Source organism: Miltoncostaea marina, assembly GCF_018141525.1.
GTDB lineage: Bacteria > Actinomycetota > Thermoleophilia > Miltoncostaeales > Miltoncostaeaceae > Miltoncostaea > Miltoncostaea marina.
Genome location: NZ_CP064655.1, coordinates 146,661 through 173,215, shown reverse-complemented (window position 1 = coordinate 173,215; position 26,555 = coordinate 146,661). Strand labels below are relative to the sequence as shown.

General features: G+C 77.8%; 25 protein-coding genes and 3 tRNA genes. 20 read left to right on the top strand and 8 right to left on the bottom strand.

Annotation, left to right across the window (positions count from 1 at the left end; all coding sequences use genetic code 11):
* The first annotated feature begins 8 nt into the window (after positions 1-8).
* Together ITJ85_RS00825 and ITJ85_RS00820 are read left to right on the top strand one after the other, a co-directional pair.
* Positions 9-719 carry a DUF4190 domain-containing protein gene (locus ITJ85_RS00825; protein ID WP_217914462.1) on the top strand — a complete coding sequence of 237 codons (711 nt, stop codon included), beginning with the start codon at positions 9-11 and terminating at the stop codon, positions 717-719.
* Positions 720-781: 62 nt separating this feature from the next.
* The gene (locus tag ITJ85_RS00820; protein ID WP_217914461.1) at positions 782-1,891 is read left to right on the top strand and encodes a hypothetical protein; all 1,110 of its coding nucleotides are present in this window, start codon (positions 782-784) and stop codon (positions 1,889-1,891) included.
* A gap of 13 nt (positions 1,892-1,904) precedes the next feature.
* Here ITJ85_RS00820 and ITJ85_RS00815 read toward each other — a convergent pair whose 3' ends face one another.
* Entirely contained in the window at positions 1,905-3,740 is a 1,836-nt protein-coding gene (locus ITJ85_RS00815) for a GH39 family glycosyl hydrolase (protein ID WP_217914460.1), read from the bottom strand.
* On the opposite strand from ITJ85_RS00815, the gene ITJ85_RS17475 reads away from it, so the two are divergent.
* On the top strand, positions 3,731-4,114 hold the full coding sequence (locus ITJ85_RS17475) for a twin-arginine translocase TatA/TatE family subunit (protein WP_343232967.1): 384 nt from the start codon (positions 3,731-3,733) through the stop codon (positions 4,112-4,114). The two genes, ITJ85_RS00815 and ITJ85_RS17475, sit on opposite strands and share 10 nt — an antisense overlap.
* On the opposite strand, the gene ITJ85_RS17315 is transcribed toward ITJ85_RS17475, so the two are convergent.
* The 3 genes from ITJ85_RS17315 to ITJ85_RS00795 are packed head-to-tail and all read right to left on the bottom strand — an operon-like array spanning position 4,020 to position 7,485.
* Complete coding sequence (locus ITJ85_RS17315; RefSeq protein WP_217914458.1) at positions 4,020-5,066, bottom strand: tyrosine-type recombinase/integrase; 1,047 nt, start codon at positions 5,064-5,066, stop codon at positions 4,020-4,022. The two genes, ITJ85_RS17475 and ITJ85_RS17315, sit on opposite strands and share 95 nt — an antisense overlap.
* 11 nt (positions 5,067-5,077) lie before the next feature.
* A complete protein-coding gene (locus ITJ85_RS00800; RefSeq protein WP_217914457.1) occupies positions 5,078-6,022 on the bottom strand; it encodes a tyrosine-type recombinase/integrase in 945 nt (314 codons plus the stop codon).
* A gap of 2 nt (positions 6,023-6,024) precedes the next feature.
* Complete coding sequence (locus ITJ85_RS00795; RefSeq protein ID WP_217914456.1) at positions 6,025-7,485, bottom strand: protein kinase domain-containing protein; 1,461 nt, start codon at positions 7,483-7,485, stop codon at positions 6,025-6,027.
* 172 nt (positions 7,486-7,657) lie between these two features.
* Here ITJ85_RS00795 and ITJ85_RS00790 point away from each other — a divergent pair, with 172 nt between their 5' ends.
* The 5 genes from ITJ85_RS00790 to ITJ85_RS00770 all read left to right on the top strand — a co-directional run bounded on the left by ITJ85_RS00790 (position 7,658) and on the right by ITJ85_RS00770 (position 10,310).
* Complete coding sequence (locus tag ITJ85_RS00790) at positions 7,658-8,386, top strand: response regulator transcription factor (RefSeq protein WP_217914455.1); 729 nt, start codon at positions 7,658-7,660, stop codon at positions 8,384-8,386.
* Between the two features lie 67 nt (positions 8,387-8,453).
* A tRNA-Tyr gene (locus ITJ85_RS00785) sits at positions 8,454-8,535 on the top strand.
* Positions 8,536-8,766: 231 nt separating this feature from the next.
* Complete coding sequence (locus ITJ85_RS00780; RefSeq protein WP_217914454.1) at positions 8,767-9,081, top strand: 2TM domain-containing protein; 315 nt, start codon at positions 8,767-8,769, stop codon at positions 9,079-9,081.
* 102 nt (positions 9,082-9,183) lie between these two features.
* Positions 9,184-9,546, top strand: a complete 363-nt coding sequence (locus ITJ85_RS00775; RefSeq protein WP_217914453.1) for an ArsR/SmtB family transcription factor — start codon at positions 9,184-9,186, stop codon at positions 9,544-9,546.
* A complete protein-coding gene (locus ITJ85_RS00770; protein WP_217914452.1) occupies positions 9,543-10,310 on the top strand; it encodes a cation diffusion facilitator family transporter in 768 nt (255 codons plus the stop codon). Before ITJ85_RS00775 ends, ITJ85_RS00770 begins: the two co-directional genes overlap by 4 nt.
* Here the strand turns inward: ITJ85_RS00770 and ITJ85_RS00765 are convergent.
* From ITJ85_RS00765 to ITJ85_RS00755, 3 genes are read right to left on the bottom strand one after another with little or no spacing between them, the layout of a single operon-like run.
* A complete protein-coding gene (locus tag ITJ85_RS00765) occupies positions 10,300-10,839 on the bottom strand; it encodes a YbhB/YbcL family Raf kinase inhibitor-like protein (protein WP_217914451.1) in 540 nt (179 codons plus the stop codon). The genes ITJ85_RS00770 and ITJ85_RS00765 overlap by 11 nt on opposite strands.
* Before the next feature lie 52 nt (positions 10,840-10,891).
* Complete coding sequence (locus tag ITJ85_RS00760; protein ID WP_217914450.1) at positions 10,892-11,062, bottom strand: hypothetical protein; 171 nt, start codon at positions 11,060-11,062, stop codon at positions 10,892-10,894.
* 46 nt (positions 11,063-11,108) lie between these two features.
* Positions 11,109-11,564 carry a MaoC family dehydratase gene (locus ITJ85_RS00755; protein WP_217914449.1) on the bottom strand — a complete coding sequence of 152 codons (456 nt, stop codon included), beginning with the start codon at positions 11,562-11,564 and terminating at the stop codon, positions 11,109-11,111.
* A gap of 55 nt (positions 11,565-11,619) precedes the next feature.
* Between ITJ85_RS00755 and ITJ85_RS00750 the strand changes: the two genes are divergently transcribed.
* The 5 genes from ITJ85_RS00750 to ITJ85_RS00730 all read left to right on the top strand — a co-directional run bounded on the left by ITJ85_RS00750 (position 11,620) and on the right by ITJ85_RS00730 (position 13,691).
* Positions 11,620-12,075 (top strand): helix-turn-helix domain-containing protein, encoded by a 456-nt coding sequence (locus ITJ85_RS00750; protein WP_217914448.1) that lies wholly within the window; start codon positions 11,620-11,622, stop codon positions 12,073-12,075.
* A 23-nt stretch (positions 12,076-12,098) separates the two neighbouring features.
* Positions 12,099-12,524: a VOC family protein gene (locus tag ITJ85_RS00745; protein ID WP_217914447.1), complete on the top strand. Its 426-nt coding sequence runs from the start codon at positions 12,099-12,101 to the stop codon at positions 12,522-12,524.
* Positions 12,525-12,702: 178 nt separating this feature from the next.
* Positions 12,703-13,473 carry a class I SAM-dependent methyltransferase gene (locus tag ITJ85_RS00740; protein WP_343232981.1) on the top strand — a complete coding sequence of 257 codons (771 nt, stop codon included), beginning with the start codon at positions 12,703-12,705 and terminating at the stop codon, positions 13,471-13,473.
* Between the two features lie 40 nt (positions 13,474-13,513).
* Positions 13,514-13,586 (top strand) — tRNA-Thr (locus ITJ85_RS00735).
* A gap of 31 nt (positions 13,587-13,617) precedes the next feature.
* Positions 13,618-13,691 (top strand) — tRNA-Met (locus tag ITJ85_RS00730).
* A gap of 286 nt (positions 13,692-13,977) precedes the next feature.
* Here ITJ85_RS00730 and ITJ85_RS00725 read toward each other — a convergent pair.
* Entirely contained in the window at positions 13,978-14,859 is an 882-nt protein-coding gene (locus ITJ85_RS00725; protein WP_217914445.1) for a hypothetical protein, read from the bottom strand.
* A gap of 574 nt (positions 14,860-15,433) precedes the next feature.
* On the opposite strand from ITJ85_RS00725, the gene ITJ85_RS00720 reads away from it, so the two are divergent.
* The 7 genes from ITJ85_RS00720 (at position 15,434) to ITJ85_RS00690 (ending at position 26,555) form a co-directional block, all read left to right on the top strand.
* Entirely contained in the window at positions 15,434-17,380 is a 1,947-nt protein-coding gene (locus tag ITJ85_RS00720) for an RNA polymerase sigma factor (RefSeq protein ID WP_217914444.1), read from the top strand.
* 70 nt (positions 17,381-17,450) lie between these two features.
* A complete protein-coding gene (locus tag ITJ85_RS00715; RefSeq protein WP_217914443.1) occupies positions 17,451-18,884 on the top strand; it encodes an FAD-dependent oxidoreductase in 1,434 nt (477 codons plus the stop codon).
* On the top strand, positions 18,881-20,044 hold the full coding sequence (locus ITJ85_RS00710) for a hypothetical protein (protein ID WP_217914442.1): 1,164 nt from the start codon (positions 18,881-18,883) through the stop codon (positions 20,042-20,044). Before ITJ85_RS00715 ends, ITJ85_RS00710 begins: the two co-directional genes overlap by 4 nt.
* Positions 20,045-20,052: 8 nt before the next feature.
* Positions 20,053-22,647 carry a glycosyltransferase gene (locus tag ITJ85_RS00705; protein ID WP_217914441.1) on the top strand — a complete coding sequence of 865 codons (2,595 nt, stop codon included), beginning with the start codon at positions 20,053-20,055 and terminating at the stop codon, positions 22,645-22,647.
* Positions 22,640-24,430 carry an ABC transporter ATP-binding protein gene (locus ITJ85_RS00700; protein ID WP_217914440.1) on the top strand — a complete coding sequence of 597 codons (1,791 nt, stop codon included), beginning with the start codon at positions 22,640-22,642 and terminating at the stop codon, positions 24,428-24,430. The genes ITJ85_RS00705 and ITJ85_RS00700 overlap by 8 nt, the downstream gene beginning before the upstream one ends.
* Positions 24,427-25,674: a hypothetical protein gene (locus tag ITJ85_RS00695; RefSeq protein ID WP_217914439.1), complete on the top strand. Its 1,248-nt coding sequence runs from the start codon at positions 24,427-24,429 to the stop codon at positions 25,672-25,674. The genes ITJ85_RS00700 and ITJ85_RS00695 overlap by 4 nt, the downstream gene beginning before the upstream one ends.
* Entirely contained in the window at positions 25,671-26,555 is an 885-nt protein-coding gene (locus ITJ85_RS00690; protein ID WP_217914438.1) for a polysaccharide pyruvyl transferase family protein, read from the top strand. Before ITJ85_RS00695 ends, ITJ85_RS00690 begins: the two co-directional genes overlap by 4 nt.

Below are 26,555 nucleotides of genomic sequence, written 5' to 3'. Positions count from 1 at the left end.
CGCCCGCGATGGCCGACGACCCGCTCCGCCGCGCGATCCTGCTCGTCCGCGCCGGCCTCGCGACCGGCGCGCTCGCGGGCGTGCTCGTCGCGCTGGCGCCGGTCGCCGACATCGTCTCCGGGCCGGCCGACGAGCCCCACGGCGCCCTCGCGACCGCCGGCGCGGGGGCCTCGGTCGCCGTCATCGCCGCGCTCGGCGCGGCCGGCGCGGCCGCCGGCGCCGCGCTGCGCCTGCTGTGGGTGCACCTGGTGGGCCTGGTCCTGGCGACCGGGCTCGCGCTGATGGCCGCGTTCCTCGTGATCGGGGCGCGCACCTCCGACCGCTTCGCCGACGACGCCGACCTCGCGCTCGAGGGCGGCGGCCTGCTGCTGGTGGCCGGCTTCTGGATGGCCCTGGCGGGCGTCGCGATGAGCCTCGTGGGCATCCGCAAGGTGGCCCAGTCGTCGCCGGAGGTGCGCCTGGCGCCCGGGCGCCTGCAGCGCGCCCGCACCGCCCCCCTCGCGGCGATCCTCGGCATCGTGGCCGTGGTGGCGGTGGTCACGTCGGCGCTCGCGGTCGCCTACGGCGTGCTGGCCCTGGGCGACATCCGCTCGTCGGGCGAGCGCCTCGCGGGCCGGGGGCAGGCGCTCACCGGCCTCGTGCTCGGCATCCTGGTGCTGTCGCTGCTGGCCGCGGTGGGCGGGGTCGGCATGCTCACCGCGTCGCCCGGCGGCCTGTAAGCGTTCCGTCAGAACCGGCCCGCGGGGGTGCCGGCGGGCCGGCCGCGTGGCACCCTCACCGCGTGCCCCGAACGGTCCCGCCCATCACCCGGGCGGCCGCCCTGAGCGTCGCCGTGGCCGCCCTCGGGCCGGCCGCCGGCGCGGCCTCGGCCGCCGACCCGCCGCTCCTCTACGTCCGCGAGCCCGCCGCCGTGGCGATCCACGACGCCGTCGGCGGGCCCACGCTGCGCCAGGCGCCCGCCGCCGAGGGCGCGCGCTGGCCGCACGGGCGGCGCGTCGGCAAGGTCGCCGGCCGCGAGATCGCCGGCAGGGAGCCGAAGCGCATCGCCGCCGCCCTGCGCGCCGGCTGGCGCTCGGACGGCGCGGCCGGCCTGGTGGCCGTCGACGAGATCACGCCCCGCCACTGGACCCCGCGGGCCGCGCGCTCGCTGGCCGCCGCGATGGCCCGCCTCGGCCCCGACGCGCGGCGGGTGATGTTCTACGCCTCGCCCGCGCTCGTGGAGCAGGTCGGCCGCGCCGACCCGCGGCGCGCCCTGCCGGGGCGCCTGCGCGCGCTGGTCGGCGCGCTGAGCCGCGGCCGGGCCGTGTACCTGCAGACCTACCGCGGCGACCTGACCCCCTTCCCGGCGCGCGAGATGGCGATGCACCCCACGCGCTGGGCCGGGCGCTGGCCGGCCCGCGGCGGCGAGCTGCGCGTGGTCGTGGGCCCCGACAGGGGCGCCGGCCAGGCGGAGGTCTGGGCGCGCCTGCGCGCCACGCCGGCCGGGCGCGCCATGCTCGCCAACGGGCCGGCCGCCTACGGCCTGGTCGACGCGGCCGCCGGCCGCGCCTGGGCCGCCCAGCATCGCGCCTTCCTCGCGGCGCCGGACGTCTCACCCACCGGGCGCGACGCCGCGGTGCCGGTCGGCGGGGGGCTGCGGCTCACGCGCAACGGTGTCCGCGCGGTGCGTGTGCACATCACCCGGCCGGGGCGCGCGGTCGTCACGATGACGCCGCGCGGCGGCGGCGCCCGGCGCGCCATCCGCAAGCTCGCCGGACCGACGCGGCGGCCGGTGAACGTGCCGCTGCCGCGCGACGCCCGCCCCGGCCGCTACGTCGTGCGGGCGGTGCTGACCGGCGACGGCCTGCGCGACCGCGCCGCCGTCGGCGTGCGGGTCACCCGCCGCCGCTGAACGTCGGGCGGCGTCACCCCGGCGTGCGCAGTGCCGGGGCGATGCTGATCGCGGTGACCGACTGGGGCCGGAAGTCGCGGGCGGCGAAGCCCTCGGCCAGCCGCTCGGACAGCGCGTTGGCGCGCCGCACGCCGGCCTGGGCGATGCGCTGGTTGACCCGCAGCTGGGCGGCCGACAGCGACACCCGCGCGCCGGGGCGGCGCGCCGCGGGCGCGACGACCGTGCGCGACGGCCCGGGCCGCGTGGCGACGGGGACCGCGACGTCGATCGTCAGCCCGGGCGCCAGCCGCGACGCGTCGATCGCGCCAGGGCGCAGGTCGCCGCCGGTCAGCCCGCCGGCGAAGCGCCGCTCGATGCCGTTCGCGCGCCGGACGGCCGCCTGCGAGACCCGCTGGTTGATGAGCAGCTGCGCGGCCGCGAGGCGCACCCGGGCCGCCGCGCCCGGCCTGCGGCGCGGCGCGTCGGGGACCTCGGCGGCGCGGGTCAGGGGCGGCGCCGCGACGGGCCCGGCGCCCGCCGCGAACGACGTCGCCACGCCCTGCCCGAACGCCGGCGGCGCCATCCCGCCGGGCCGCAGGTCGGCCGTCGTCAGGCCCGCGTCGAGGCGGCGCTGCACCAGGTTGAGGCGCCGGACCGCGGCCTGGGAGATGCGCTGGTTGATCAGCAGCTGGCGGCGGCTCAGCGTGACCGGCGGCCGCACGCGCAGGTCGGGCGTCAGCGCGCCGGCGCGGGCCAGGCGCTGGAAGACCGCGAAGCTGGGCTTGCGCCGCCCCGCCAGGTCGAAGATCCCGCCCGGCCAGTTGGGGTTGTCCTGCATGTTGAACCAGATCATCGCCCGCACACGGCCCGAGCGGACCTGGGGCAGGGCCATGATCTGACGCAGGTAGGCGGCCTGCTGGCCGCGGCTGACGCGCACGTCGCGGTACTCGGTCGCCGCGGTCGTGTAGCCGATCTCGGTGAGATACACCGGGGTCCCGCGCCGGCGCGGGACCGCGTCGAGGGCGTCGAAGAGCTGCGGCAGCGTCCCCCATGCGGGGAAGGCGCGCGTGTTCGCGAGCGGCGCGGCGGCCGGGTAGACGTGCTGGGAGTACGCGTCGAACGGCGCGGCGCTGCGCGCGATGCGGCGCGCCCACTCGAGCGCCCCGGTCCCGTTGGCGCCGGTCGAGCTGCGGGGGCCGCCCACCCCGGCGATGACGATCGCGCTCCGGTTGACCCGCTTGATGGCCGCGTGGCCCGCGCGCGCCATCGCCACGTAGCGGGTGACCGCCACCCGGCGGCCGCCCGACACCTGCGGCGACAGGAAGGCGCCGAGGTTGGGCTCGTTCCAGATCTCGAAGTGGCGCGCCCGCGGCAGCGGCCCGCTCGCCCCCTGGGGCGTGTACGACCCCGAGTAGCGACGGGCGAGGGCCTCCATGAAGTCGGCGTAGTGGCGCGGCCGGGGCGCGGCCGGGTTCACCTGGGTCCCCTGGGGGATCGGGCGCCCGTTCGCCGCCCACGGCGGGGCGCTGTAGGCGACGAGGATCGGCGTCAGGCCCAGCCGCTCGAAGCCCTGCATCGCGGCGTCGATGCGCGACCAGTCGTAGGCGGGGTCGCCGGGGTCGGTGGGCCGGGCCGGCCGGGTGGGCGCGACGAGCGACCAGAGCACGTCCTGGCGCGTCACGCGGGCGTTCGTCGCGTCGATCAGCGCCATGCGCTTCGGGACGTCGGCGACCGGGCCCGAGCTGAGGCGGTCGTCCTGCACGCCGAGGACCACGGCGCGGGCGTCGGAGGGGGCGGCGAGCGGGGCGGCCAGCGCGGCGGCGAGGGCGATCGCCGGGGCGAGGGCGCGGCGGGGCGTGTGTGCGGGCATCGGGCATCCATACCGTGCCCCGCCCCCGCGCGGTACCCGGGCGGTTCCGCCGTCGCCTTGTGCGCCGGGCCCAACGGCCGCCCGCGGATCCTGTCGCCGCGCCCGCAGAGGCGGGAGCTGCGCGCTGCGAGGCTGGGCCGCGTCGTCGACCGGAGGAGGTGCGCGCCGTGGGCCTGTCGCCCGTTCAGATCCTGATCGTGCTCGGCATCGCGCTGCTGCTGTTCGGCGCCAAGCGCCTGCCCGAGATGGGCAGGGGGCTCGGCAGCAGCATGCGCGAGTTCAAGGAGGGGCTGACGGGGGACCTCCCGGGCGCGCCCGAGCGCGAGCTCGCGGATGCGCCCGATCGAAGTCCTCGCGCAGATGGGCAGCCGTGACGTGCGTGTACACCTCGGTCGTCACCGGCGAGGCGTGGCCCAGGTGGGCCTGCACGTAGCGGATGTCGACGCCTGACTGGATCAAGTGGGTGCCGCAGGAGTGCCGCAGGGCGTGCGGGAAGACCCGCGCGCCCTCGGCGCGCAGGCCGGCGCGGTCGGCCACCTCGGTGACGATGCGCCAGACGGCCGCGCGGCCCAGGCGCCGGCCGCGCGAGGACAGGAAGACCGCGTCGGCGTCGCGGTGGCGGGCCTGGTCGGGGCGCGGGCGCCGGTCGCGCGCCCGCAGCTCGGGCCGCCCGGTGCGCAGGTAGGCGGTCAGCGCGGCCAGGGCGCGGCGCGGCACGGCCACCGGCCGCCGCCTGCCGCCCTTGCCGTCGACCAGCACGAACGGGTCGTCCGGGTCGTCGAGGTGGCAGGCCGACAGGTCGAGGCCGGCGGCCTCGCTCGCCCGCAGCCCGCACCCGTAGAGCACCTCGATCAGGGCCGCGTCGCGCGCGCCGACCGGCCCGGGCGCGGCGGCCGCCTCGCACATGCGGCGCACGGCGGCGGGGGCCAGGGCGACCACCTCGCGGCCGAGCGCCTCCTGACCCTCGGGCCCGCTCGCGGGCGGGCGCAGGTCGCGCACCGGGTTCTCCAGCGCCAGCGCCCGCGACCACCAGCGGCAGAAGGCGCGCACGGCCGCCACCCGCCGCCGGCGGGTGGCGAGGCGGCCGGGCAGGCCGTCGCGCCAGCGCTGCCACCAGTCGAGGGGCAGCGCCGCGAGGGCGGCGGCGGCGGCGCGGGCCGCGGGGTCGTCCTCGATGCCGAAGGCGGCCGCGTCGGCGGGCGGCGCGGGCGCGCCGAGGGCCGCGGTGAGCGCCGCCAGGTCGCGGCCGTAGGCGGCCCGGGTGTTCGGGTTCTCGCGCGAGTCGACGAACGCGGCCACCAGGCGCCCGAGCCCGTCGGGGTCCACCGCCGGCCCGCTCATCCGCGCGGGTGGCCGCGGCGCAGCGCGTCCTGCATGGCGCGGGTGGTCACCCCCGTGTAGCGCTGGGTGGTGGCGAGGCTGGCGTGCCCCAGCACCTCCTGCACCACGCGCAGGTGCGCGCCGTCGCGCCCGCCGGGGCCCTCCAGCAGGTGGGTGCCCGCCGCGTGGCGCAGCAGGTGGGGGCCGCCCGCGCGGCCGCCGGCCCGCAGGGCGCGGGCGACCACCCGGTAGACCGTCGAGCCGTCGAGCGGGCGGCCGGCGCGCGAGACGAAGACCGGTGCCCGGGCGGACGGCTGCGGCGGCAGCCCCGACGTCAGGCGCGGCCGCCCCTCGGCGAGCCAGGCGCGCAGCGCGGCGACCGCCGGCTCGGTGAGCGGCACCGTGCGGGCGCGCCCGCCCTTGCCCACCACGCGCAGGGCCTCGTGCTCGAAGTCGAGGCCGGCCAGCACGAGGTCGCAGGCCTCCTGGCGGCGCAGGCCGCTGCCGTACAGCACCTCGACCAGGGCGCGGTCGCGCAGGGCCAGCGCGCGCGCGACCGGCGTGCCGGCGGGCCCGGCGCCGACCGCCTCGACCAGCTCGGCGGCGTCGGCCTGCGAGAGGCGCGGCACCGGCGGCGGGGCCGGCCGCGGGCGGTCGAGCAGCTCCGCCGGCGAGCGGCCCGGCGGGTGGTGCGGGGACAGCCACTCGCGCAGCGCGGTGATCGCCCGCGCCCGGGTGGCGGGCGACCAGGCCAGGCCGCGGAAGGCCGCCTCGAGCGCCGACGGCGTGACGCGCTCCGGGCCCTCGACCCCGCGGGCGGCCAGCCAGGCGGCCACCCGCCGGGCGTCCTTCAGGTACGCCGCCCGGGTGCGCGGCGACAACCGCCGACCGCGCCCGCCCTGGGCCTCCAGGCGCGCGGCGAGGTCCTCGAGGCTCCTGTCCCAGGCGGCGGTCGACGTCACGGCTATGTCCCGTTCGGCGCCCCCCGCAGCTCCACCTTCCCCACGCCGGCCCAGTAGCCGCCGGCGCCGTCGTCCACGAGCGAGGTGATCCACAGCAGGTACGCCGCCTGGGGCGGCGCCGCGGCCAGCGGCACCACCTGGTTCTCACCCTCGAACCTGCCCTCGGCGAGCAGCTGGCGCTGGTCGCCGTCGAGCGATCCCAGCACCTGGAAGCGCGCGCCCGGGGTGGGCGAGGTGATCACCATCTCGGTCGCCTGGGCGGGGGCGGTCAGGCGCAGGATGAGCCCGACGCCGGTCTTGAGGTTCCCGAACCGCGGCGTCGACTGATACCGCTCCGTGTACCAGGCGGTCGCCGGGTCGGGGTCGATCGCCAGGCCGCGGTCCTGGGGGTTCTCGCTCGCGTCGCCCTCGGGGTCGTGGTCGCGCACCGCGGCGAAGGTGAGCGGCGCGGCGGCGGCGGGCGGCGGGTCGCCGGACCCCGGATCCAGCAGCAGCGCCCCGGCCACCCCGGCCGCGACGGCGATCGCCAGCACGGCGGCGAGCCAGGCGAGCCGGCGGCGGCGGCGGCCGGGCGGGCGGCCCGCGGCGGGGGCGGCGCGATCGTCCTCCGGCAGCCGGATCGCCGGCATGATCGCCGTGCCCTCGTCGGCGCCGCGCAGCGCGGCCACCATCGCGGCGGCGTCGGGGAAGCGCGCGGCCGGCTCCTTCTCGGCCGCGCGCAGCGTGCAGGCGGCGAGGTGGCCGGGCACCTCGGGCGCGACGGCCCGCGGGTCGGGCAGGGGCTCCGAGCAGTGCTTCATCGCCACCGCCACGAAGCCCTCGCCGGCGAACGGCAGCCGGCCGGTGAGGCACTCGTAGAGCAGGATGCCCAGCGAGTAGACGTCGGTCCGCGCGTCCACGGGGCGACCGTCCGCCTGCTCGGGCGACAGGTAGTCGGCGCTGCCCAGCAGCATGTCGGTGCGGGTCAGGCCGTGCTCGTCGTCGGTCTCCATCAGGCGGGCGATGCCGAAGTCGGCGAGCTTCACCTGGCCGTCGGCGGTGAGCAGCACGTTCTGGGCCTTGATGTCGCGGTGCACCACGCCCTGGGCGTGGGCGTAGGTCAGGGCCTCCCCCACCTCCGCGCAGATGCGCGCCGCCTCGGCCGGCTCGAGCCGCCCCTCGCGCCGCAGCCGCGTCTTCAGGTTCTCGCCGTCGACGAGCTCCATCACGAGGTAGGGGCCCTCGGCGTCCTCGCCGCGGTCGAGCAGGTGGACGAGGTTGGGGTGCGACAAACGCGCCACGAGGCGGGCCTCGCGGCGGAAGCGCTCGGCGTGCTCCTCGTCGGCGAGCAGCCCGGCGTGCAACCGCTTCACGGCCACGGGGCGCCCGAGCACCGTGTCGGTCGCGCTCCAGACCGCCGCCATCCCGCCGCGGCCGATCAGCTGGTCGAGCCGGTAGCGCTCCCCGAGGATGGCGCCGGTCACGACCGGTCCTCTGCGGCGATCGGCACCCGACGAGGATACCCCCCGCCCGGCGCGGGCCGAGGGCGGGGGGTGCGCCGCGCGCGGGATCGGCGGCGTGCCCGCGCCCCGGAGGGTCCCCGGCGCCGGGGCGCGAGGGGGGGCGGCGGCGGCGCCCTCGACTAGAATCGGCGGCGTGCCCGCGCCGCAGACCGTCCTGATCGTCGAGGACGACGAGGCCATCGCCGACTCGGTCGCGTTCGCCCTCGACCGCGCCGGGTTCCGCACGCTCAAGGCGACCGACGGCGGGCAGGGGCTGCGCCTGTTCCGCCAGCAGCGGCCCGACCTGGTGATCCTCGACCTGATGCTGCCGCAGATGGACGGCTGGCGCGTCACCGAGGAGCTGCGCCGCGAGGACCCGCGGGTGCCGGTCATCGTCTGCAGCGCCCGCGGCAGCGAGTTCGACCGGGTGCACGGCCTGGAGATGGGGGCCGACGACTACGTGGTGAAGCCCTTCTCGATGAAGGAGCTGCTCGCCCGGGTGCAGGCCCACCTGCGCCGCGTGCGCTCGCACCGCGACCCCGGCGGCCCCGAGGCGATCGAGTCGGAGGGGCTGCTGATCGACCCCGAGCAGGTGCAGGCGTTCGTCGGGGGACGCCCGGTGGGGCTCACCCCGCGCGAGTTCGAGGTGCTCTACGCCCTCGCGCACGCGGGCGGCAAGCCGGTGCCGCGCGAGCGCGTCTACCGCGAGGTGTGGGGCTACGAGATGATGCGCGGCGACCGCTCGGTGGACGTCTTCGTGCGCAAGGTGCGCCAGAAGCTGGGCGCCGCCCGGCCGGGCATGTCGTACGTGCAGACCCACTACGGCGTCGGCTACCGCTTCGAGCCGGTCGCCGAGGGGGCGGACGGGCCGGCCGAGGGCTGAGCGCGGCGCCCCGGCCGCGCCTTGAGGGGCGTCGCCCCCGTCGGTACCCTTCCGTGGCTCGACCCCGGGGGGGATGCCCGAGTGGTCAAAGGGAGCGGTCTGTAAAACCGCCGGCTACGCCTACGGAGGTTCGAACCCTCCTCCCCCCATCAGCGGCATCGTCGCCGTCGAGGCGCCGCCTGCGGCGGGCCGGCCCGGGGGCTCAACCCGCCGGCCCGGCGCGGCCCGGGCGCGGCGGGGCCGCGGACGATCCGCACGGAGCCGTCACCGCTTCCGGATGCCCGACGCCGGCGCCGGGCGGACGATCGGGGCGACCAGACGGGAGGGCGCCCGACGGCGCCTGTCCCGCCGCCATCCCCGAGCCGAGCGAGGTGGGACCGATGATCACCGCCGACGCGTACCAGCGCGCCGAGCGCGAGCTCACGCTGCGCGAGTGGCGCCGCGGCTGGAGGATCCACGCCGCCGTCTACGCGCTCGTCATGACCGGCCTGACCATCCTGAACGTCGTGCTCGTCGCGACGACCGACGCCGACTTCCTCTGGTTCCCCTTCCCGCTCGTCGGCTGGGGGATCGGCGTGGCGATGCACTACGTGCACGGCGTGCGCTTCGGCGAGCGCGAGATCGCCGCGCGCCAGGCGCAGATCGCCGCCGTCGCCGAGCAGCACGCGAGGGAGCCCGCCGGGACGCCGCGCTGAGCGGGACCGCACGTCCCTGCGCCCGGCGGCTCTGCGTGCCGCCGGGCGTGGGCCGCGCGCATCGCATGAACGGCTGAGCGGACGTTCACATATGATGGCCGCATGAGCCATCGCGCCGACGAGCCGGCCGCCGCGCCGGCGATCGACGCGGCCGTGGCGGGGGAGGTCGCCGACGCCCTGCGCGCGCTCGCCAGCCCGAGCCGCCTGCTGCTGCTGAGCCGCCTCCGCCAGGGCCCCTGCCCGGTCGGCGAGCTGGCCCGCGCCGCCGCGCTGAGCCCCTCGGCCGCCTCGCACCAGCTCGCCCAGCTGCGGCACATGGGATGGGTGGCCCGTGCGCGCGACGGGCGGCACATCGTGTACCGGCTGCACGACCCGCACGTGGGCGACCTGATCGACCAGGCGGTCCTCCACCTTGAGCACGTCCGCCTCGGCCGCGGCGCGGCGTCATCCGAGGTGCGCGCGTGAGCGATCGCGTCCGGCAACACGCGGAGGCGCACGGGCGCGCCGACGGCCACTCGCGTGGGGACGGCCACTCCCATGGGCACGGGCACGGCCACTCGCACGGCCTCGTCGACCGCTCGATCATGCGCTCGCGGGCGGGCCTGCGGGCAGTGGGCGTCAGCCTGGCGATCCTCGCCGTCACCGCGGTCGCCCAGGCGGTCGTCGTCGGGGTGAGTGGCAGCGTCGCGTTGCTCGCCGACCTGATCCACAACGCCGGCGACGCCCTCACCGCGGTGCCGGTCGGGGCCGCGTTCCTCCTGCGCAGCGCGCGCGCCGAGCGCTGGGCCGGCCTCGCGGTCGTGGGCGCCATCTTCGTGAGCGCCTGCGTGGCGCTGTACGAGACGGTCGCCCGCATCGTCGAGCCGCGCGACGTGGAGCACCTCGTGGCCCTGGCGGCCGCCGGCGCCGCGGGCTTCCTCGGCAACGAGCTCGCCGCCCGGGTGCGCCTGCGGGCGGGTCGGCGCCTGGCGAGCCCCGCGCTGGTCGCCGACGGCCACCACGCCCGCGCCGACGGCTACGTCAGCCTCGGCGTCGTCGCGAGCGCGGGGCTCGTCGCCCTGGGGCTGCAGGTCGCAGACCCCGTCGTCGGCCTGGTGATCACGGCCGTGATCCTCCGGATCACCTGGACCTCGTGGCGGACGGTGCGGGGCGCCGCGGGCGACTCGCCGGACCACCGGGACCCGCCGCGCGGCGGTCGCCGCGCGGCGGGCGGTCAGCTCAGTGGCTGAAGGTCGGGCAGATCGTCGCCCGGGCGAGCGCGTGGAAGAACGCGTTGAAGTTCACCACGGCGGGCGTCGCGTCCGCCCCCGGGCCGAGCCGCTCCACGTCGAGCGCGGTCACGACGAGGTAGTAGCGGTGCGGCCGGTCGCCCTGCGGCGGCGCGGCGCCGCCCCAGCCGGGCGTCCCGTAGTCGTTGCGCGCCTGCACGGCGCCGGCCGGCGCCGACGAGCCGTCGCCCGCCCCCGCGCCGCGCGGCAGCTCGGTGACCGAGGCCGGCACGTCCCACATGTTCCAGTGCCAGAAGCCGCTCACGGTGGGCGCGTCGGGGTCGTAGCAGCTCACGAGGAAGCTCTTCGCCTCCGCGGGGGCGCCCGACCAGCGCAGGTGCGGCGACACGTTCTCGCCGCCGGCGCTGTCGTGCACGAACGTCATCGCGAGCGGCTCGCCGTCCCGCACGTCGTCGCTCTCGAGCGTGAACGACGGCAGGGACGGCAGGAACGAGTACGGGTCGGGCGGGACGGGGCGCTCGAGCGACATGGGGACCTCCGTCGACGGATGCAGGGGCGGCGCGGCCGCCGCCCCGATCATCTCACTGGTCCGGGCGGCGGGCGGGGCCCACGCGGGTCTCGATCCAGGAGGGCGGGTCGGACGCCGGGAACGACTCCTCCGAGGCCTCGACGACCTCGTCCTCGGCGGGCTCCGGCGCGACCTTCCCCGGCGTGACCGGCTGGTCCGGTGGCTCCTGCGACGTGTTCGGCATGGGGTCACCATATGCCCGCCCAGGCCGACAGGCGATGGGCGCGGCCTCAGGCGGGCCGGCGGGGCACCACCAGGGTCACCTCGAAGGTCTGCACCGGCTCGTCGCGCTGGTTGAGCGTCGTGGCGAGGATCCGCACCAGCCCGCGGTCGGGCCTGGAGCGCGACGGCCGCGCCTCGAGCACCTCCGTCTCGACCCGCAACGTGTCGCCCGCGCGCGTGGGCCGCGGCCACTCGATGCGGCCGCCTGCGCCGATCATGCCGCCGGCCACCGGGGGTCCGCTCTCCACCTGCAGCCGCATGGTGACCCCGGCGGTGAACCAGCCGCTCGCCACGAGCCCCCCGAACAGGCTGTCGCGCCCGGCCTCTGCGTCGAGGTGGAACGGCTGCGGGTCGTAGCGCCCGGCGAAGGCCAGCATCTCCGCCTCGTCGACCGTGTGCTCGGCGGTGGCGAAGCGCCGCCCCGGGGCGAGGTCCTCCAGGTAGAGCGGGTCGCGGGCGGCCATCGGCGCGGATGGTACCGTCGCGGCGGCGCCGGGCCGGTGGGATGATCGGCCCACCATGGCGTCCCTGCCGCCCGACCGGCACCTCCTGCGCGCGAAGGACCTCATCGACGCGCGCTACCGCGAGCCGCTCGACGTGCCCGCGCTCGCGCGGGCCGCGCACGCCTCGCCCGCCCACTTCATCCGCCGGTTCCGGCGGGCCTTCGGCGAGACGCCGCACCAGTATTTGCTCACACGCCGCCTCGAGCGCGCGGCCGCGCTGCTGCGCACCACCGACCACACCGTCACGCGCATCTGCCTCGAGGTGGGGCTCACGAGCGTCGGCTCGTTCACGTCGTCGTTCAAGCGGGCCTACGGCGTCACCCCGACCGCGTACCGCGCCGCCCATCCGCCGGCCGCCCGGCGCGCGCCGGTGCCGACCTGCGTGGTGATGGCGTGGACGCGCCCGCAGGGTCGAGCAGCTTCGGAGAAGCCGCGGCGCGCGGGCGCCGCTAGCGTCGTCGGCGACCGCTGATCACCACACAGGGAGCAGGGAGCATGTCGCTTCGCGTCGCCTACGTCGGCCTCTGGGTCCACGACCAGGACGAGGCCCTCGCCTTCTACACCGAGCGCCTCGGGTTCGAGCTCCGCTCCGACGTCTCGCTGCCCGAGATGGGCGGCTACCGCTGGCTGACCGTCGGCCCGCCCGGGCAGCCGGACATCGCGTTCACCCTCAACGTGCCGGCCCCGCCGGTGTTCGACGAGCAGACGGCGGCCGAGGTGCGCACCGCCGTCGCGCAGGGCCGCATGGGCGGCTTCATCCTCAACTGCGACGACTGCCGCGCCACCTACGAGGAGCTGCGCGGCCGCGGGGTCGAGTTCTCCCAGGAGCCGACCGAGGTGCCCTACGGCATCGACGCCGCCTTCCGGGACGTCTCGGGCAACCAGATCCGGCTCGTCCAGCCGGCGCCGGCCTACGCGTAGCGGACCGCTCCGCCGGCGCCCCCGCGCGGCGCCCGCCGGCCGCCCGCCAAGGGGACGCTTGACCCGTCGCGGGGCGCCCCGCGACGATGCGCGCGGGGCGCCGGCGGCGGAGGTGGTCGTGGGCGAGGCGGGACGCCCGCCGGACGAGTGGTCCGCCGGCGCGGCGTACGAGCGCTACATGGGCCGCTGGAGCCGCCCGGTGGCGACGCGGTTCGTCGCCTGGCTGGGGGTGCCCGCCGGCCGCGCGTGGCTCGACGTCGGGTGCGGGACGGGCGCGCTGACCGCGGCCGTGCTCGCCGGCGCCCGGCCCTCCTCGATCGTCGGCGTGGACCCGTCCGAGGCGTTCCTCCGCCACGCGGCCGCCCACGCGGACGACGCCCGGGCCGCCTTCCGCCCGGGGCGGGCGTCCCTCCTGCCGGCCGGCGACGGCGCGTTCGACGCCGTGGTGTGCGGGCTCGCGCTCAACTTCGCGCCGTCCGCGCGGGAGGCGCTCGCCGAGATGGCCCGGGTCACGGCGCCGGGCGGCGTGACCGCGGCGTACGTGTGGGACTACGCGGGCGGCATGGAGCTCCTCAGGCGGTTCTGGGACGCCGCCGTCGCCCGTGACCCGTCGGCGGGCGCGCTCGACGAGGGCGCCCGCTTCCCGCTCTGCCGCCCGGACCCCCTGCGGCGGGTGTTCGCGGACGCCGGCCTCACGGAGGTCGAGGTGGACGTCATCAGGGTGCCCACCGTGTTCGCCGGCTTCGAGGATCTCTGGGCGCCGTTCCTCGGCGGGCAGGGGCCCGCCCCCGCGTACGTCGCCTCGCTCGGCGGCGCGGCCCGGGCGGCGCTGCGCGAGTCCGTACGGAGCCGCCTGCCCGTCGCCGCGGACGGCTCGATCCGGTTGCGCGCCGCCGCGTGGGCCGTCCGGGGCACGCGGCCGGCCCGCCCCCGCCCGCGCAGTGCATGATGTGTGGGCCGCCGGCCGTCCGCTAGACTGGCCGTCGCGCGCCCAGTTAGCTCAGCCGGTAGAGCACTTCCATGGTAAGGAAGGGGTCAGCGGTTCGAATCCGCTACTGGGCTCTCGGACGAGCCCCCTCGGGGAACGTCCCGGGGCGGAGTAGCTCAGCTGGTTAGAGCAGCGGAATCATAATCCGCGTGTCGGGGGTTCGAGTCCCTCCTCCGCTACCTCATCGCTGGTACGGGCCCCTGAGGAACGACGTCCATGTGTCGGTCCTCGAATCCTGAGCGGGCGGCTGCAGGGCCGGCACGATCGGCGGCGGAGGCCCGACGCGGCACGGCGCCGCGCCCTCACGCCCTCGGAACGTGCCCCGACGGCGGACGCCGCTCGTCGGCGAGGATGCGTGGGACCGGCAGCGGCCGGCGGCGGACCGGGGCGCACCGTCATCCGGGGCGGCGTCCCGGAGCGGAACCGCGGTGACGGCACGGCATCGGGAGCGCGGGGGCCATCGCGTCAGTTGGGCGGACCTCGCGTGTCGGCCGCGCGCCGCGACCTCCGGCGCCGGACAGCGAGCACCGCGGCACCGAGGCCCGCGACGGCGATGATGAGCGCGGTGAGCGCCTTCACGAGACCCTCCGCAACGTTGAGCGTCGATGCCATCCGCGCCATGAGCTCCTCGGGGCGCTCGTTCCACGGCACGTGGACATCGACCTGTGTCTCGTAGACCTGGACGACGGCGTCGCTCTCGTCGACCGTCCCAGCCGCCGCAGTGGCACGCGTCTCGAGGACGGCGATCGGGCGCACGTAGAGCGTCAGCGCGTGGCGACCGCCCACCCGCGGCTCGACGTTCCAGCTCCAATCGACCCGGTTGGTGGTCAGCAACGAACGGGTCACCCAGTCACGATCGTCGATGCCGAACTCATCGCTCGAGGCGTCGAGGCGCGCCTGCAGGTGGCACGAGATGACGACACCGGGGACGCCGGCGGCCTCGATCCCCGGGAGGACGGCGTCGGGAACGGCGTTCCGCTCGAGGGTGACGGTGGCATGCACGGGTTGGCCGTCCCCGAGGTCCATCTCCGTCGCCGGGTCGTAGACGATCGTCGCGAGCGCACCGCGGCGCGTCATGCGCTCGCACCGGCGCTGGTACGCCTGCAGGCCCGCGTACGTCGGCTCGAACGGTTCTGCGCCGGGGTCGGGGCTCGGCGTCGGCGTCGGCGTCGGCGTCGGCGGCGGAGCGCCCGGCGTGGATGGAGGTCGCGGTCGCGGAGCGGCGGTCTCCGGCGGCGGGGTGACCGGGGGAGCAGTGGCCGTCGCGGGTGGCGTCGACGTGGGAGCCTGCCCGTGCCGATCCCCGGTCTCATCGCCGCTGCACGCCGCGGCGACGAGGATCGCCACCACGAGCATCGCAGCAGCCGCGCTCGGATGTGAAGGCACGCGGCGAGTCACCGTTCCGCCCGATGCCGACGTCGGTAGTGCGACCTTCCGCCGCCCTCCGGCGTGCGGTCAATCCCCGGGACGAGGCATGCGCGGCGGCGCGGCGTTGCGTGAACGATCGCTTCAGGGCGCCCCGCCACCTCACTCGTGATCGCCGTCGCGGGGAACCTCGCGCCCCCGTCGCCGGGCGGGCGCGAAGGTGGTCACGCTGCGCGAGGTCGGGCTGGCAGCGGGCGAGGCGGCGACCCTCGCCACACGCATCGCGCTCGCCCAGCGCGCCACCCGCGCCCACCACCCCGGCCCCCGCGCGGCGGGCGCGCCGGTGAACGGCGCCGTGCTCGCGAGGGCCGGTGCCGAGGTGCGGGGCCGTCCCGGCCGAGGGGCCCCGCCGGCCCGCCGCCCTCGCTACCACGCCGCGCCGGCGCGGCGCATCCCCCGGCGGGACAGCCACGGCCGTCCGCGCGCGGGGTTGATCGCGTCGGCCGAGGTGGTGGACAGTCGCCGTGCCCGAGAATCCTGAACGTCTGGTCGACGGATGACGACGAGCACCGACGCGCACCGACCCGCGGCACCCCGCGAACGGGCGTCCGCCGCGGCCTCGGACGCGGCGCTCGTCGCCCGCCTACGCGGTGGCGACGACCTGGCGTTCGACGAGCTGTACCGGCGCTATCGCCAGCGCCTGGTCAGTTACTGCGCCTCGATCCTGCGCGACGAGCGCGACGCCGAGGAGGCGCTCCAGAGCACGATGATGCGCGCCTACGGCTGGCTGCTCGCCCATCCGGAGGCGCCGATCGACCTGCGGCCGTGGCTGTTCCGGGTCGCGCACAACGAGTGCGTGAGCATCCTGCGGCGTCGCCCGCCCCAGCCGCCGCTCGCGCTGACGGGGATGGAGCCGCGCCCGGGGGAGGGCCCGGCCGAGCGGATCGAGGCCGCCGAGGACCTCCGGGGGCTGGTGGAGGACCTGCTCGCGCTCCCCGACCAGCAGCGCGGCGCGCTGGTGCTGCGCGAGATGGCGGGCCGCTCGCACGCGCAGATCGGCGAGGCGCTCGGCGTGACGGCGGCGGCGGCCAAGCAGCTGGTGCACCTGGCGCGCGGGGGGCTGCACGCGATGGCCGCGGGGCGGGCGCTCGACTGCGCCGCGGTGCGGCGGCGGCTGGACGGTGGCGACGGGAGGGTGCTCCGGTCGCGGGCCGTCGCGGCCCACCTGCGCGTCTGCCCGGCCTGCGGCGGCGCCCACGCGCCCGCGGCCGCCGGACGGCGGGTGCTCGCGCTCCTGCCGGCGCTGCCGCTGCTCGCGATACAGGGCCTCGTCCGCGCGGTGCGCGACGCCCTGGCGGCGCTCTCCGGCGGGGCCGGCGGCGGGTGCGCGGGCGCGGGCGCGGGGGCGTGCGCGGGGGCCGCCTCCGGCGCGGGCGGCGCGCTCGCCGCCAAGCTGGCGGTCGCCGCGATCGCGGTGGCGGTCGGGGCGCCGCCCGTGCTGGGCGGGCCGGCCGTCGCGCCGGAGGCGCCCGGCGGCGGCCGCTGGGCGGCGATCGAGGCACCCGGCGACCCGCCGGCGTGGGCGCTCCCCGCACAGGCCGGTTCCGGTCCGCCCCGGCCGCCGGCGCCCCTCGTCGGACGCACCCGGGGCGCCGGCCCGGCCCCGGCCACCGGCATGGCGCCCCCGCCCGCCTCGGCGCCGCCGGCGGCCACGCCCGCCGCGGCGCCGGCCGCGGCGGGCGACCTGCCGCGGGTCGCCGCGCCCGCCGGCGTCGCCGAGCCCGCCGTCCGGGCGGACACGCCGGCCGGGTCCGGGGATCCGGCCGCGCCGCCCGCCGCCGGCGCGCCGGCCGCGGGCGCGGCGCCCGTGGCCGCCCGGCCCCGCGCCGCCTCCGCGCCTCCCGCGGGGCCCGTCCCGGCGCCGGCGCCCCAGCCGCCACCGGACGCCGTCGCCGCCCCGCCCGCCGAGCCTGCCGCGCCCCCGCCGTGGGCGGCGGCGGCGGCCGGGCCCGAGGTGGCCGGCGCCCCGGCGCGCGGACCGGCGGGGGACCGGCCGGGGCGCGCGGACCCGCCCCGCGCCGACCCGCCCGGCGGGCCTCCGCCCGGCGTCCCGCCCCGCGCCGCGGCGGCGGCCGGGGCCGCCGCGGGCTCCCACGGGCCGCCGGCGACACCGGCGGGCGCCGCCCGGCCCGCGCCCCAGGCGGCCCGGCCCGAGCCCGCCGTCCGGCACCCCGCGACCCCCGTCGCCGGCACCCTCCCGCCGCCGTCCCGGCCCGCGCAGGCCGGCGGGCCCGCGGGCCCGCCCGCGCCGGCGACCCGGGGCCCCGCGGGCGGCGGGCCGGAGCGGGCCGGCGGGGAGGGCGGGCGCGCCGACGCGGCGCCGGCGGCGCCGCGGCCGGCGGGCGGCCCGGAGGGCGCCGGGCCCGCCGCGTCCGAGGGGCGCCCGGGCGCCGGACCCGCGCCCGGGGAGATAGCGTCGACCTTGGGCCGCCGCCCGCGTTAGGGGTTGCACGCGACGACGCGACCGCTCGCGCCGCCGCCATCACTCCATCGCACGGTGCCAAGGGGGCGGCATGGCGCGCCGGAACGCCGACCGGACGTTCGACGTCACCATCGTGGGGGCGGGACCGGTGGGGACGCTGCTCGCGATCCTCCTCGCGCGCCGCGGCTACGGCGTGGAGGTCCTCGAGGCACGGCCGGACCCCCGCGTCAACCCGCTGCCGGGCGGGCGATCGATCAACCTGACGCTCGCCGAGCGCGGGTGGCGCGGCCTGCGGGCCGCCGCGGTCGACGACGCCGTGCGGGAGATCGCGCTGCCCCTCGAGGGCCGGATGATCCACGACGAGGGCGGCGGCACGCGCTTCCAGCGCTACACCCCGCGCCGGGACGCGATCTTCTCGGCCTCGCGCGCCGAGCTCACGATGCGGCTGCTCGACCTCGCCGAGCGGGAGCCCCGGGTCGCCGTGCGCTTCGGGCACCGCTGCGTGGCGGTCGACGTGGCGCGGCGGACGATCGCGCTGCGCACGCCGGCCGGGTCGCCGGTCGAGGCGCGCCCCGCGCGGGTGCTCGCTGCCGACGGCGCGTTCTCGGCCGTGCGGCGGAGCCTGCTGAAGGACCCCGCCTTCCGCTTCTACCAGCGGCTGTCGCCGATCTCGTACCGCGAGATGCGGGTCCCGCCCTCGCGATCCGGCGCGCCGGCGTACGCGACCTGCGCGCTGCACCTGTGGCCGCGGGGGGACTGCATGATCGTCGGCTTCCCGAACGTGGACGGCAGCTTCACGGTCTCGGTCTTCATGCCCTCGCAGGGCGAGGTCTCGTTCGCGGCCCTGTGCGACCGGGACACGCTCGACCTCTTCTTCGCCCGCAGCTGCGGCGACCTCGCGGTCAACGTGGAGCACCTCGCCCACGACTTCTTCAACGGCACCCCGGCGCCGCTGCTCAGCTCCGGCTGCGCGCCGTGGGTGCACGACGGATGGCTGGCCCTGATCGGCGACGCCGCCCACACGCTCGTGCCGTTCCTCGGGCAGGGCCTCAACGCGGGCTTCGAGGACTGCACGGCCCTGATGGCGTGCCTCGACCGCGCCGACGACGACTGGGCGGCGGCGCTCGCGGCCTTCGAGGCCGAGCGGCTCGACAACGGCGAGGCCGCCATCGCGCTCGCCGAACGGCACTTCGACGAGCTCGCGCGCGCGGCCCGTGACCCGGGCTTCGTCCGCCGCAAGGCGATCGAGGAGCGGCTCCACGCGCTGGCGCCGGACCGCTTCGTGCCGCTCTACACGATGGTCGCGTTCGAGTGCCACCCGTACACCGAGATCGCGCGCATCCGCGAGCGACACGAGGCGCTGCTCGACCGGCTGGCCGCCGTGCCCGACATCGAGTCGCGGTGGGACGACGTCGACGTGCGCGCGCTCCTCGAGGTCGAGCTCGACGCCCTCGGCGACGCCGCCGCGCGCCCGGCGGCCGCCCGCGCGCCCGAGCTCCTCGGCACCCCGGCGGTGGCCGAGTGATCGTCGGGCCCGTCGCCGAGCGGGCGACCGACGGCGCGCGCCGCGTGGAGGCGCGGATCGCCTGGGAGGACGCGCCGCGCGCGGAGCAGACGCTCTACTACGAGGTGGGGCCCGACCACGCCGCGCCGCTCACGGCCGACCCCAACGCCTTCCTGGTCGGCGCCGTCCTGCCCGCCTGGCACGCCGGCGAGCGGCGGGTGCGGGTGGAGGGGCCGCTGTGCCCCATGCTGCTGGACCAGCTGCGGGCGCCGCTGCTGACGCTCGCCTCCTGGTACCCGGAGCTCGGGCCGCCGCCGGCCGTCGAGTGGGCCGGCCACGAGGCGCCGCCGCCCACGGGCGATCGCGCGCTCTCGCTGCTGTCGTGCGGGATCGACTCGCTGGCCACGCTGCGCGCCAACCGGCTGTGGTTCGACCCGGACCACCCGCTCGCCATCCGCTCCTGCCTGCTGGTCGACTTCGTCGACGAGCGGGCCGAGCGCTCCAACCCGGACGCCGCGAAGATCGACGCGGCGCGGCGCGTCTGCGACGACGTGGGCGCCGACGTGGTGCTGATGCGGACGAACATCTGGTCGCTGGACGGCGACGGCTGGTTCTTCGCGAAGAGCGCCTTCGGCGCCATGTTCCTGTCGGCGGCGCACGTGCTGAGCGGCGCGTACCGGCACGCCTACATCGCCGCCAGCATCGACGCGCAGCACCCGTCGGTGCCGGCCGGCTCGAGCCCGCTGCTCGACCCCTACTACTCGAGCGCCCGCCTGCAGGTGCACCACCACGGCACCTACATGCCGCGCCTGGAGCGCACGGCGCTCGTCGCCGGCTGGCCGGTGGGCCTCGACAACATCCGCGTCTGCGTGCACGACGTGCGCGGCAGCGGCAACTGCGGGACGTGCGAGAAGTGCATCCGCACGAAGCTCATGCTCGTCGCGCTCGGCAAGCTGCGCGAGTCGGCCGCGTTCGCGGAGCGCGACATCGACCGCGACCTGCTCCAGACGGTGATCGAGTACCGGATGATCTGGGTCGGCAACCTGCGGGACGCGTACGCCGACCTGGTGCCGCTGCTCGAGCGCCGCGCGCGCTACGACCTGGTCGCCGGCGTCCACGCCATCCTCGCCGACTTCGACGCGCGCGCGGCGGCCGGCGACCCGGACATCATCCCCGGGTAGCGGCGCGCATGGCGACGACCACGTCACCGGGCGGCATCCGCGGCGGCGCGCCGCCGCCGGCGCCTGGCGCGCCGCCGTCCCGCCCCGCGGTGCGCGGTAAGTTCATCGTCGCCGACGGGCGCACCCTGCTGGTGAAGGGCGTCTCCTACGGCGCCTTCGCGCCCGACGCGGACGGCGCGGAGTACCGCGCGCACCACACCATCGAGCGCGACTTCGCGGCGATGGCGGCGGCCGGCTTCAACACGGTGCGCATCCCCCACACGACGCCGCCCGTCACGCTGCTCGACGCCGCCGCCCGCCACGGGCTGCGCGTGATGGTCGGCCTCTCGGCCGAGCAGTACGTGGGCTACCTGGCCGACCCGCGCGGCGCGCCGGACGTCGAGCGCATGGTGCGCGAGCGGGTCCGCTCGGTGGCCGGGCACCCGGCGCTGCTCTGCTACGCGCTGGGCAACGAGATCCCCGCGCAGCTCGCGCGCTGGCTCGGCAGGCGGCGCATCGAGCGCCACCTGGAGGTCCTCTACCGGGCCGTCAAGGAGGAGGACCCGGCGGGGATCGTCACCTACGTCAACTACCCGACGACCGAGTACCTGCAGCTGCCGTTCCTCGACGCGGTCTCGTTCAACGTCTACCTCGAGTCCCGCGAGCGGCTGACGGCCTACATCGCCCGACTGCAGAACATCGCCGGCGACCGCCCGCTGCTGATGAGCGAGCTGGGCCTGGACGCGATGCGCAACGGCGAGTGGCGCCAGGCCGAGGTGCTCGACTGGCAGCTGCGCACGGTCTTCGCCGCGGGGTGCGCCGGCGCCGTCGTCTTCTCCTGGACCGACGAGTGGCACCGCGCGGGCGCGCCGGTCGACGACTGGGCGTTCGGCCTGACGCGCGCCGACCGCTCGCCGAAGCCGGCGCTGGCGGCCGTGTCCCGGGCGCTCGACGCGGTGCCGTTCCCTCACGACGTGGACTGGCCGACCGTCTCCGTGGTGGTGTGCTCCTACAACGGCGCGCGGACCATCCGCCAGACCCTCGAGGCGCTCGAGCGCGTGGACTACCCGCATCGCGAGGTGATCGTCGTCGACGACGGCTCCACGGACGCCACCGCCGCCATCGCCGGCGAGTTCGGCGTGCGGCTCGTCTCGCAGGCCAACGCCGGCCTCAGCGCGGCGCGCAACACCGGGTGGCAGGCCGCGACCGGCGAGATCGTCGCCTACCTCGACGACGACGCCTACCCCGACCCAGACTGGCTCCGCCACCTCGCGTGGTCGTTCCTCACCTCGGCCTACGCCGCCATCGGCGGCCCCAACATCACCCCCCACGAGGATCCGCCGGTGTCGCACGCGGTGGGGCACGCGCCCGGCGGGCCGATCCACGTCCTGGTCTCGGACACCGAGGCCGAGCACATCCCCGGCTGCAACATGGCCTTCCGGCGGTCGGCGCTGGCGGCGATCGGCGGCTTCGACCCCACCTTCCGCGTGGCCGGCGACGACGTCGACGCCTGCTGGAGGATCCAGGCGGCGGGGTGGCGCATCGGCTTCAGCCCCGCCGCCGTCGTCTGGCACCACCGGCGCCCCTCCGTGCGGGCCTACTGGCGCCAGCAGCGCGGCTACGGGCGGGCGGAGGCGCTGCTCGAGCGCAAGTGGCCGGAGAAGTACAACGTGCTCGGCCACGTGAGCTGGGGCGGATCCGTGTACGGCAACGCCGTGCTGCGCCGGATCGGCCGGCGGGCCGGCCGGATCTACCACGGCGTGTGGGGCGCGGCGCCCTTCCAGTCGCTCTACCAGCGGGCGCCGGGCGCGCTGGCGGCGGCGCCGCTCATGCCCGAGTGGTACCTGGCGATCGCGCTGCTCGCCGTGCTCGGCACGGTGGGGATCGCGTGGACGCCCCTCCTGCTGGCGCTGCCCGTCGCGGCCGCCGCGCTCGTCGCCACGCTGGCCGGCGCGGCCGCGCGCGGCCTGCGGACGCGGTTCGAGGCGCGACCGCCCGGCGAGCGGCTCCGGCTCCGGGCCATCACCGCGATGCTCACGGCGGCCCAGCCGCTCGCGCGGATGTCGGGCCGCTTCGACTACGGCCTCGCGCCCTGGAGCCGCGGCCGCACGTCGGGCCGCCTGGTGCCGCGCCCGCGCGGGGTCAGGCGGTGGTGCGAGGACTGGCGCGACCCCGCGACGCGCATCCATGACGTCGAGCGCGCGCTGGCCGCCCGGGAGGTCGTCGTCGAGCGCGGCGGGGCCTTCGATCGCTGGGACCTGCGCGTCCGCGGGGGCCTGTTCGGGTCGGCCCGCGTGCGGTTCGCGGTCGAGGACCACGGCGGGGGCGCCCAGCTCGTGCGCGCGCGCGTCGTCCCCTCGTGGCCGGTCTGGGCCGCGGCGCTGCTCGCGCTCGTCGCCGTCCTCGCAGGCCTGGCCCTCGCCGACGGCGCGGCGGTGGCGGCCGCGATCCTGGGGCTGGCGGCCGCCGGGCTCGCGGGGCTCATGCTGCGCGAGTCCGGCGGCGCCCTCGGCGAGGCCGTCCGCGCGCTCGGCGGCGCCGAGGAGGCCCCGGCCGCCCGCGAACGGGCCGGCGAGCCCGAGGTGGTGCCCGACCCGCTCGTGCGCCGCCCGGTGGATGGCTGAGCCGCGCGCCCCCGGGCCGCCCGGCGGCGACCTGCGCGTCTACCGGCGGCTGCTGGTGCAGGCGCGCGACCACTGGCCGCACATCGGCGGCCTGTTCGCGCTCGGGCTCCTCGCGGCCCCGCTCGCGCTGCTGGCCCCGCTGCCGCTGAAGATCGCCGTCGACAACGTGATCGGCGACGAGCCGGTGCCCGGCTGGCTCGGCGTGCTGCCGGACGGCATGACCGACTCGAAGGGCGGCCTGCTGGCGGTGGTGACCGCGCTGGTCGTGCTGATCGCGCTCGCGTCGCAGCTGACGACCTTCGCGAAGGACGTGCTCGAGACCTCCACCGGCGAACGGCTGGTCCTCGGGTTCCGGACCGCGCTCTTCGGGCACGTCCAGCGGCTGTCGCTCACGTACCACGACCGGCGCGGCGTGACGGACTCGCTCTACCGCATCCAGTACGACGCGCCGGCCATCCAGTGGATCGCCGTCAACGGGGTCACGCCCTTCGTGAGCTCGGGGCTGATGGTGGCGGGCATGATCGCCGTCACCGCGTCCATCGACTGGCAGCTCGCCCTGGTCGCGCTCGCCGTCGCGCCCGTGCTGGTCGCCCTGACGATCGCCTTCCGCCGGCGCCTGCGCGCCGGGTGGGCGCGCGAGCGCACCCTCGACAGCTCGGCCATGGCGGTGGTGCAGGAGGCGCTCTCCGGGCTGCGCGTGGTGAAGGCGTTCGGGCAGGAGGACCGCGAGCACGTGCGCTACGTCGAGCGCTCCCGCGCCAGCACGTCCGCCCGCATCCGGCTCGCGGTGGCGGAGGGCCTGTTCGGCCTGCTGACGGCCCTCACCGTCGCCGTCGGCACGGCGGCCGCCCTCTACATCGGCGTCTCGCACGTCCAGGACGGCGTGATCACCCTCGGCAGCCTGCTCGTGGTGATGGCCTACCTCGTGCAGCTCTACCAGCCGATGAGCACCATCGCGCACTCGGTCACCACGCTGCAGGAGTCGCTCGCCAGCGCCGAGCGGGCGCTGTTCGTGCTCGACCAGGAGCCGGACGTCGCCGACCCCCGGTACCCGCGGCCCGCGCGGCGCGCCGAGGGCGCGATCACCTTCGAGGGCGTCACCTTCGGCTACGACCCGGCGCGCCCGGTGCTGCACGACATCTCGTTCGCGATCCCGCCCGGCACGCGCCTCGGCATCGCCGGCCGCACGGGCTCCGGCAAGACGACCCTCGTCGGGCTCATGATGCGCTTCCACGACCCGGGCGCCGGCCGCGTGCTGCTCGACGGCCGGGACATCCGCGACCTGCGGGTCGCCGACCTGCGCAGCCAGTTCGCCGTCGTCCTGCAGGAGCCGGTGCTGTTCTCCACGACGATCGCGGAGAACATCGCGTACGGGCGGCCCGGCGCGCGGCTGGACGAGATCGCCGCCGCCGCGCGCGCGGCGGGCGTCCACGACGTCGTCGAGGCGCTGCCCGACGGCTACGACACCCTGGTGGGCGAGCGCGGCATGACCCTGTCGGGGGGCGAGCGCCAGCGCATCTCGCTGGCCCGGGCCTTCCTGACCGACGCCCCGATCCTCATCCTCGACGAGCCGACGAGCGCGGTCGACGTCGCGACCGAGGCGATGATGATCGACGCGATGGAGCGGCTCATGGAGGGCCGCACCGTCGTGATGATCGCCCACCGGCTCTCGACGCTCGCGCGCTGCGACGCCTACCTGCAGCTCGCCGAGGGACGGGTGGTGTCGACCGACGCGCCGGCCGGGGTCCGCGGGTCGCGCGCCGCCGCGCGGTCGCGCCGATGACCCGGACCGCGTCCCGGCTGCGCGTGGTCGTGACCGGCCTGATCGCGCAGCACCCCCGCCTCGGCGGCGTCGCCTGGGACTACGTGCAGTACCCGGCGGGGCTCGCGCGGCTGGGCCACGACGTCTGGTACCTCGAGGACTCGGGCGAGTGGCCGTACCGGCTCGACGGCGGCGCGGACCCCGCCAGCTGGGTGGCCGACGGGCACGCCAACGTGCGCCACCTCGCCGCCGTGATGGAGCGCGCCGGCCTCGGCGGCCGCTGGATGTACCGCTCGCCGCTCGAGGGCCGCTGGTACGGGGTCCCGGACCGCCGGCGCGCGGAGATCCTGCGGTCGGCCGACCTCCTGGTGAACGTCTCCGGCACGCTCGAGGACCCCGGCCGCTACCGCGGCATCCCCCGGCTCGCGTACATCGACTCCGACCCGGTGTTCACGCAGGCGCGGATCATCGAGGATCCGGCGGGCGCATTCGCGCGCCGGGTGGACGCGCACGACGTCACGTTCAGCTTCGGCTCGCGGGTGGCCGACGGCCCGTTCGCGACGGGCCACCGCTGGCTGCCGACGCGCCAGCCGGTGGTCCTCGCCGACTGGCCGCCCGCGGCGGCGGCCGGCGACGCCCTCACGACCGTGATGAGCTGGACGAGCTACCCGCCGGTCGAGGCGCGCGGGCGCGTGCTGGGCCAGAAGGACGTCGAGCTGCGCCGGCTGCTGACGCTGCCGGCGCGCTCGCCCGTGCCGCTCGAGATCGCCCTCGGGTCGCTGCGCCACGCCGGCTGGGAGTCGCCGGGGGACGGCGCGAGCGCGGCGGGGACCCCGGCCGAGGTGCTCGCCGCGGCGGGCTGGCGGGTGCGCGACGCCTTCGCCGCCTGCGGCACGCCCGAGGCCTACCGGGCGTACATCCGCTCGTCGCGGGCCGAGCTGAGCGTCGCGAAGGGCGGCTACGTCACCGGCCGGTCGGGCTGGTTCAGCTGCCGCAGCGCGTGCTACCTCGCCTGCGGCCGCCCGGTCGTTGTGCAGGACACCGGCTTCGCGCCGTCGCCCCCCGCCGGGCTCGGCGTGCTCGCCTTCGACTCCGCGGACGGCGCCCTGGCGGCGATCGAGGCGGTCGTCGCCGACCCCGCCCGCCACGCGCGCGCGGCCCGCGAAATCGCCGCGGAGTGGTTCGACGCCGGGCGCGTGCTCGGCGCGCTGGTCGAGGACGCGCTCGGCACGGGACCCCGGGCCCCCGTGGGGGCGGGCGCGTGAGGACGCTCGTCGCCGGATGGTTCTCGTTCGCGGGGATGGGCGCCACCGCGGGCGACCTGCTGGCGCGCGACGTCGTGTGCGGGTGGCTGCGCGAGGCGGGCGTGCCCCACGACGTCGCCCTCGACCCGCCGTTCGCGGGCGGCGTCGACTGGCGCGCGGTCGACCCCGGCGCCTACGACCGGGTGGTCTTCGTGTGCGGGCCGTGCGGCGACGGCTGGCCGCTGACCGAGTTCCTGCCGCGGTTCGCCGGGCGCCGCATGGTCGGCCTCGACGTCTCGATGCTCGACCCGCTGGAGCGCTGGAACCCCTTCGACCTGCTGCTCGAGCGCGACAGCTCGCGCACGGCACGCCCGGACCTGTCCCTGCTGTCGGAGGCGCCGCCCGCGCCCGTCGCCGGCCGCGTGCTCGTGCACCGCCAGGACGAGTACGGCGACCGTGCCGCCCACGCCGAGGCGGACGCGCTCGTGGACGCGCTGCTCGCCGACGCGGGGCTGGCCGTCGTCCCGATCGACACGCGGCTCGACCGCAACGCGACCGGCCTCTCCACGCCGGCGCAGGTCGAGGCGCTGATCGCGCGGGTCGACGTGGTCGTGACCACCCGGCTCCACGGGCTGGTGCTGGCGCTCAAGCACGGGGTGCCCGCCGTCGCCGTCGATCCGGTGCGGGGCGGCGCCAAGGTGCTGCGGCAGGCGCAGGCGCTCGGCTGGCCGCACGCCCTCCCGGTCGACGCCGCCACGCCCGCGGCGCTGCGCGAGGCGCTCGGCTGGTGCCTGCGGCCCGAGGCGGCGCGCGCCGCCGCGGCCACGGCGGCGCGCGCCCGCCGCGCCCTCGCGCCGGTGCGGGCGGCCGTGGCCGACGAGCTCGCGGGCGGGGGCGGCTGA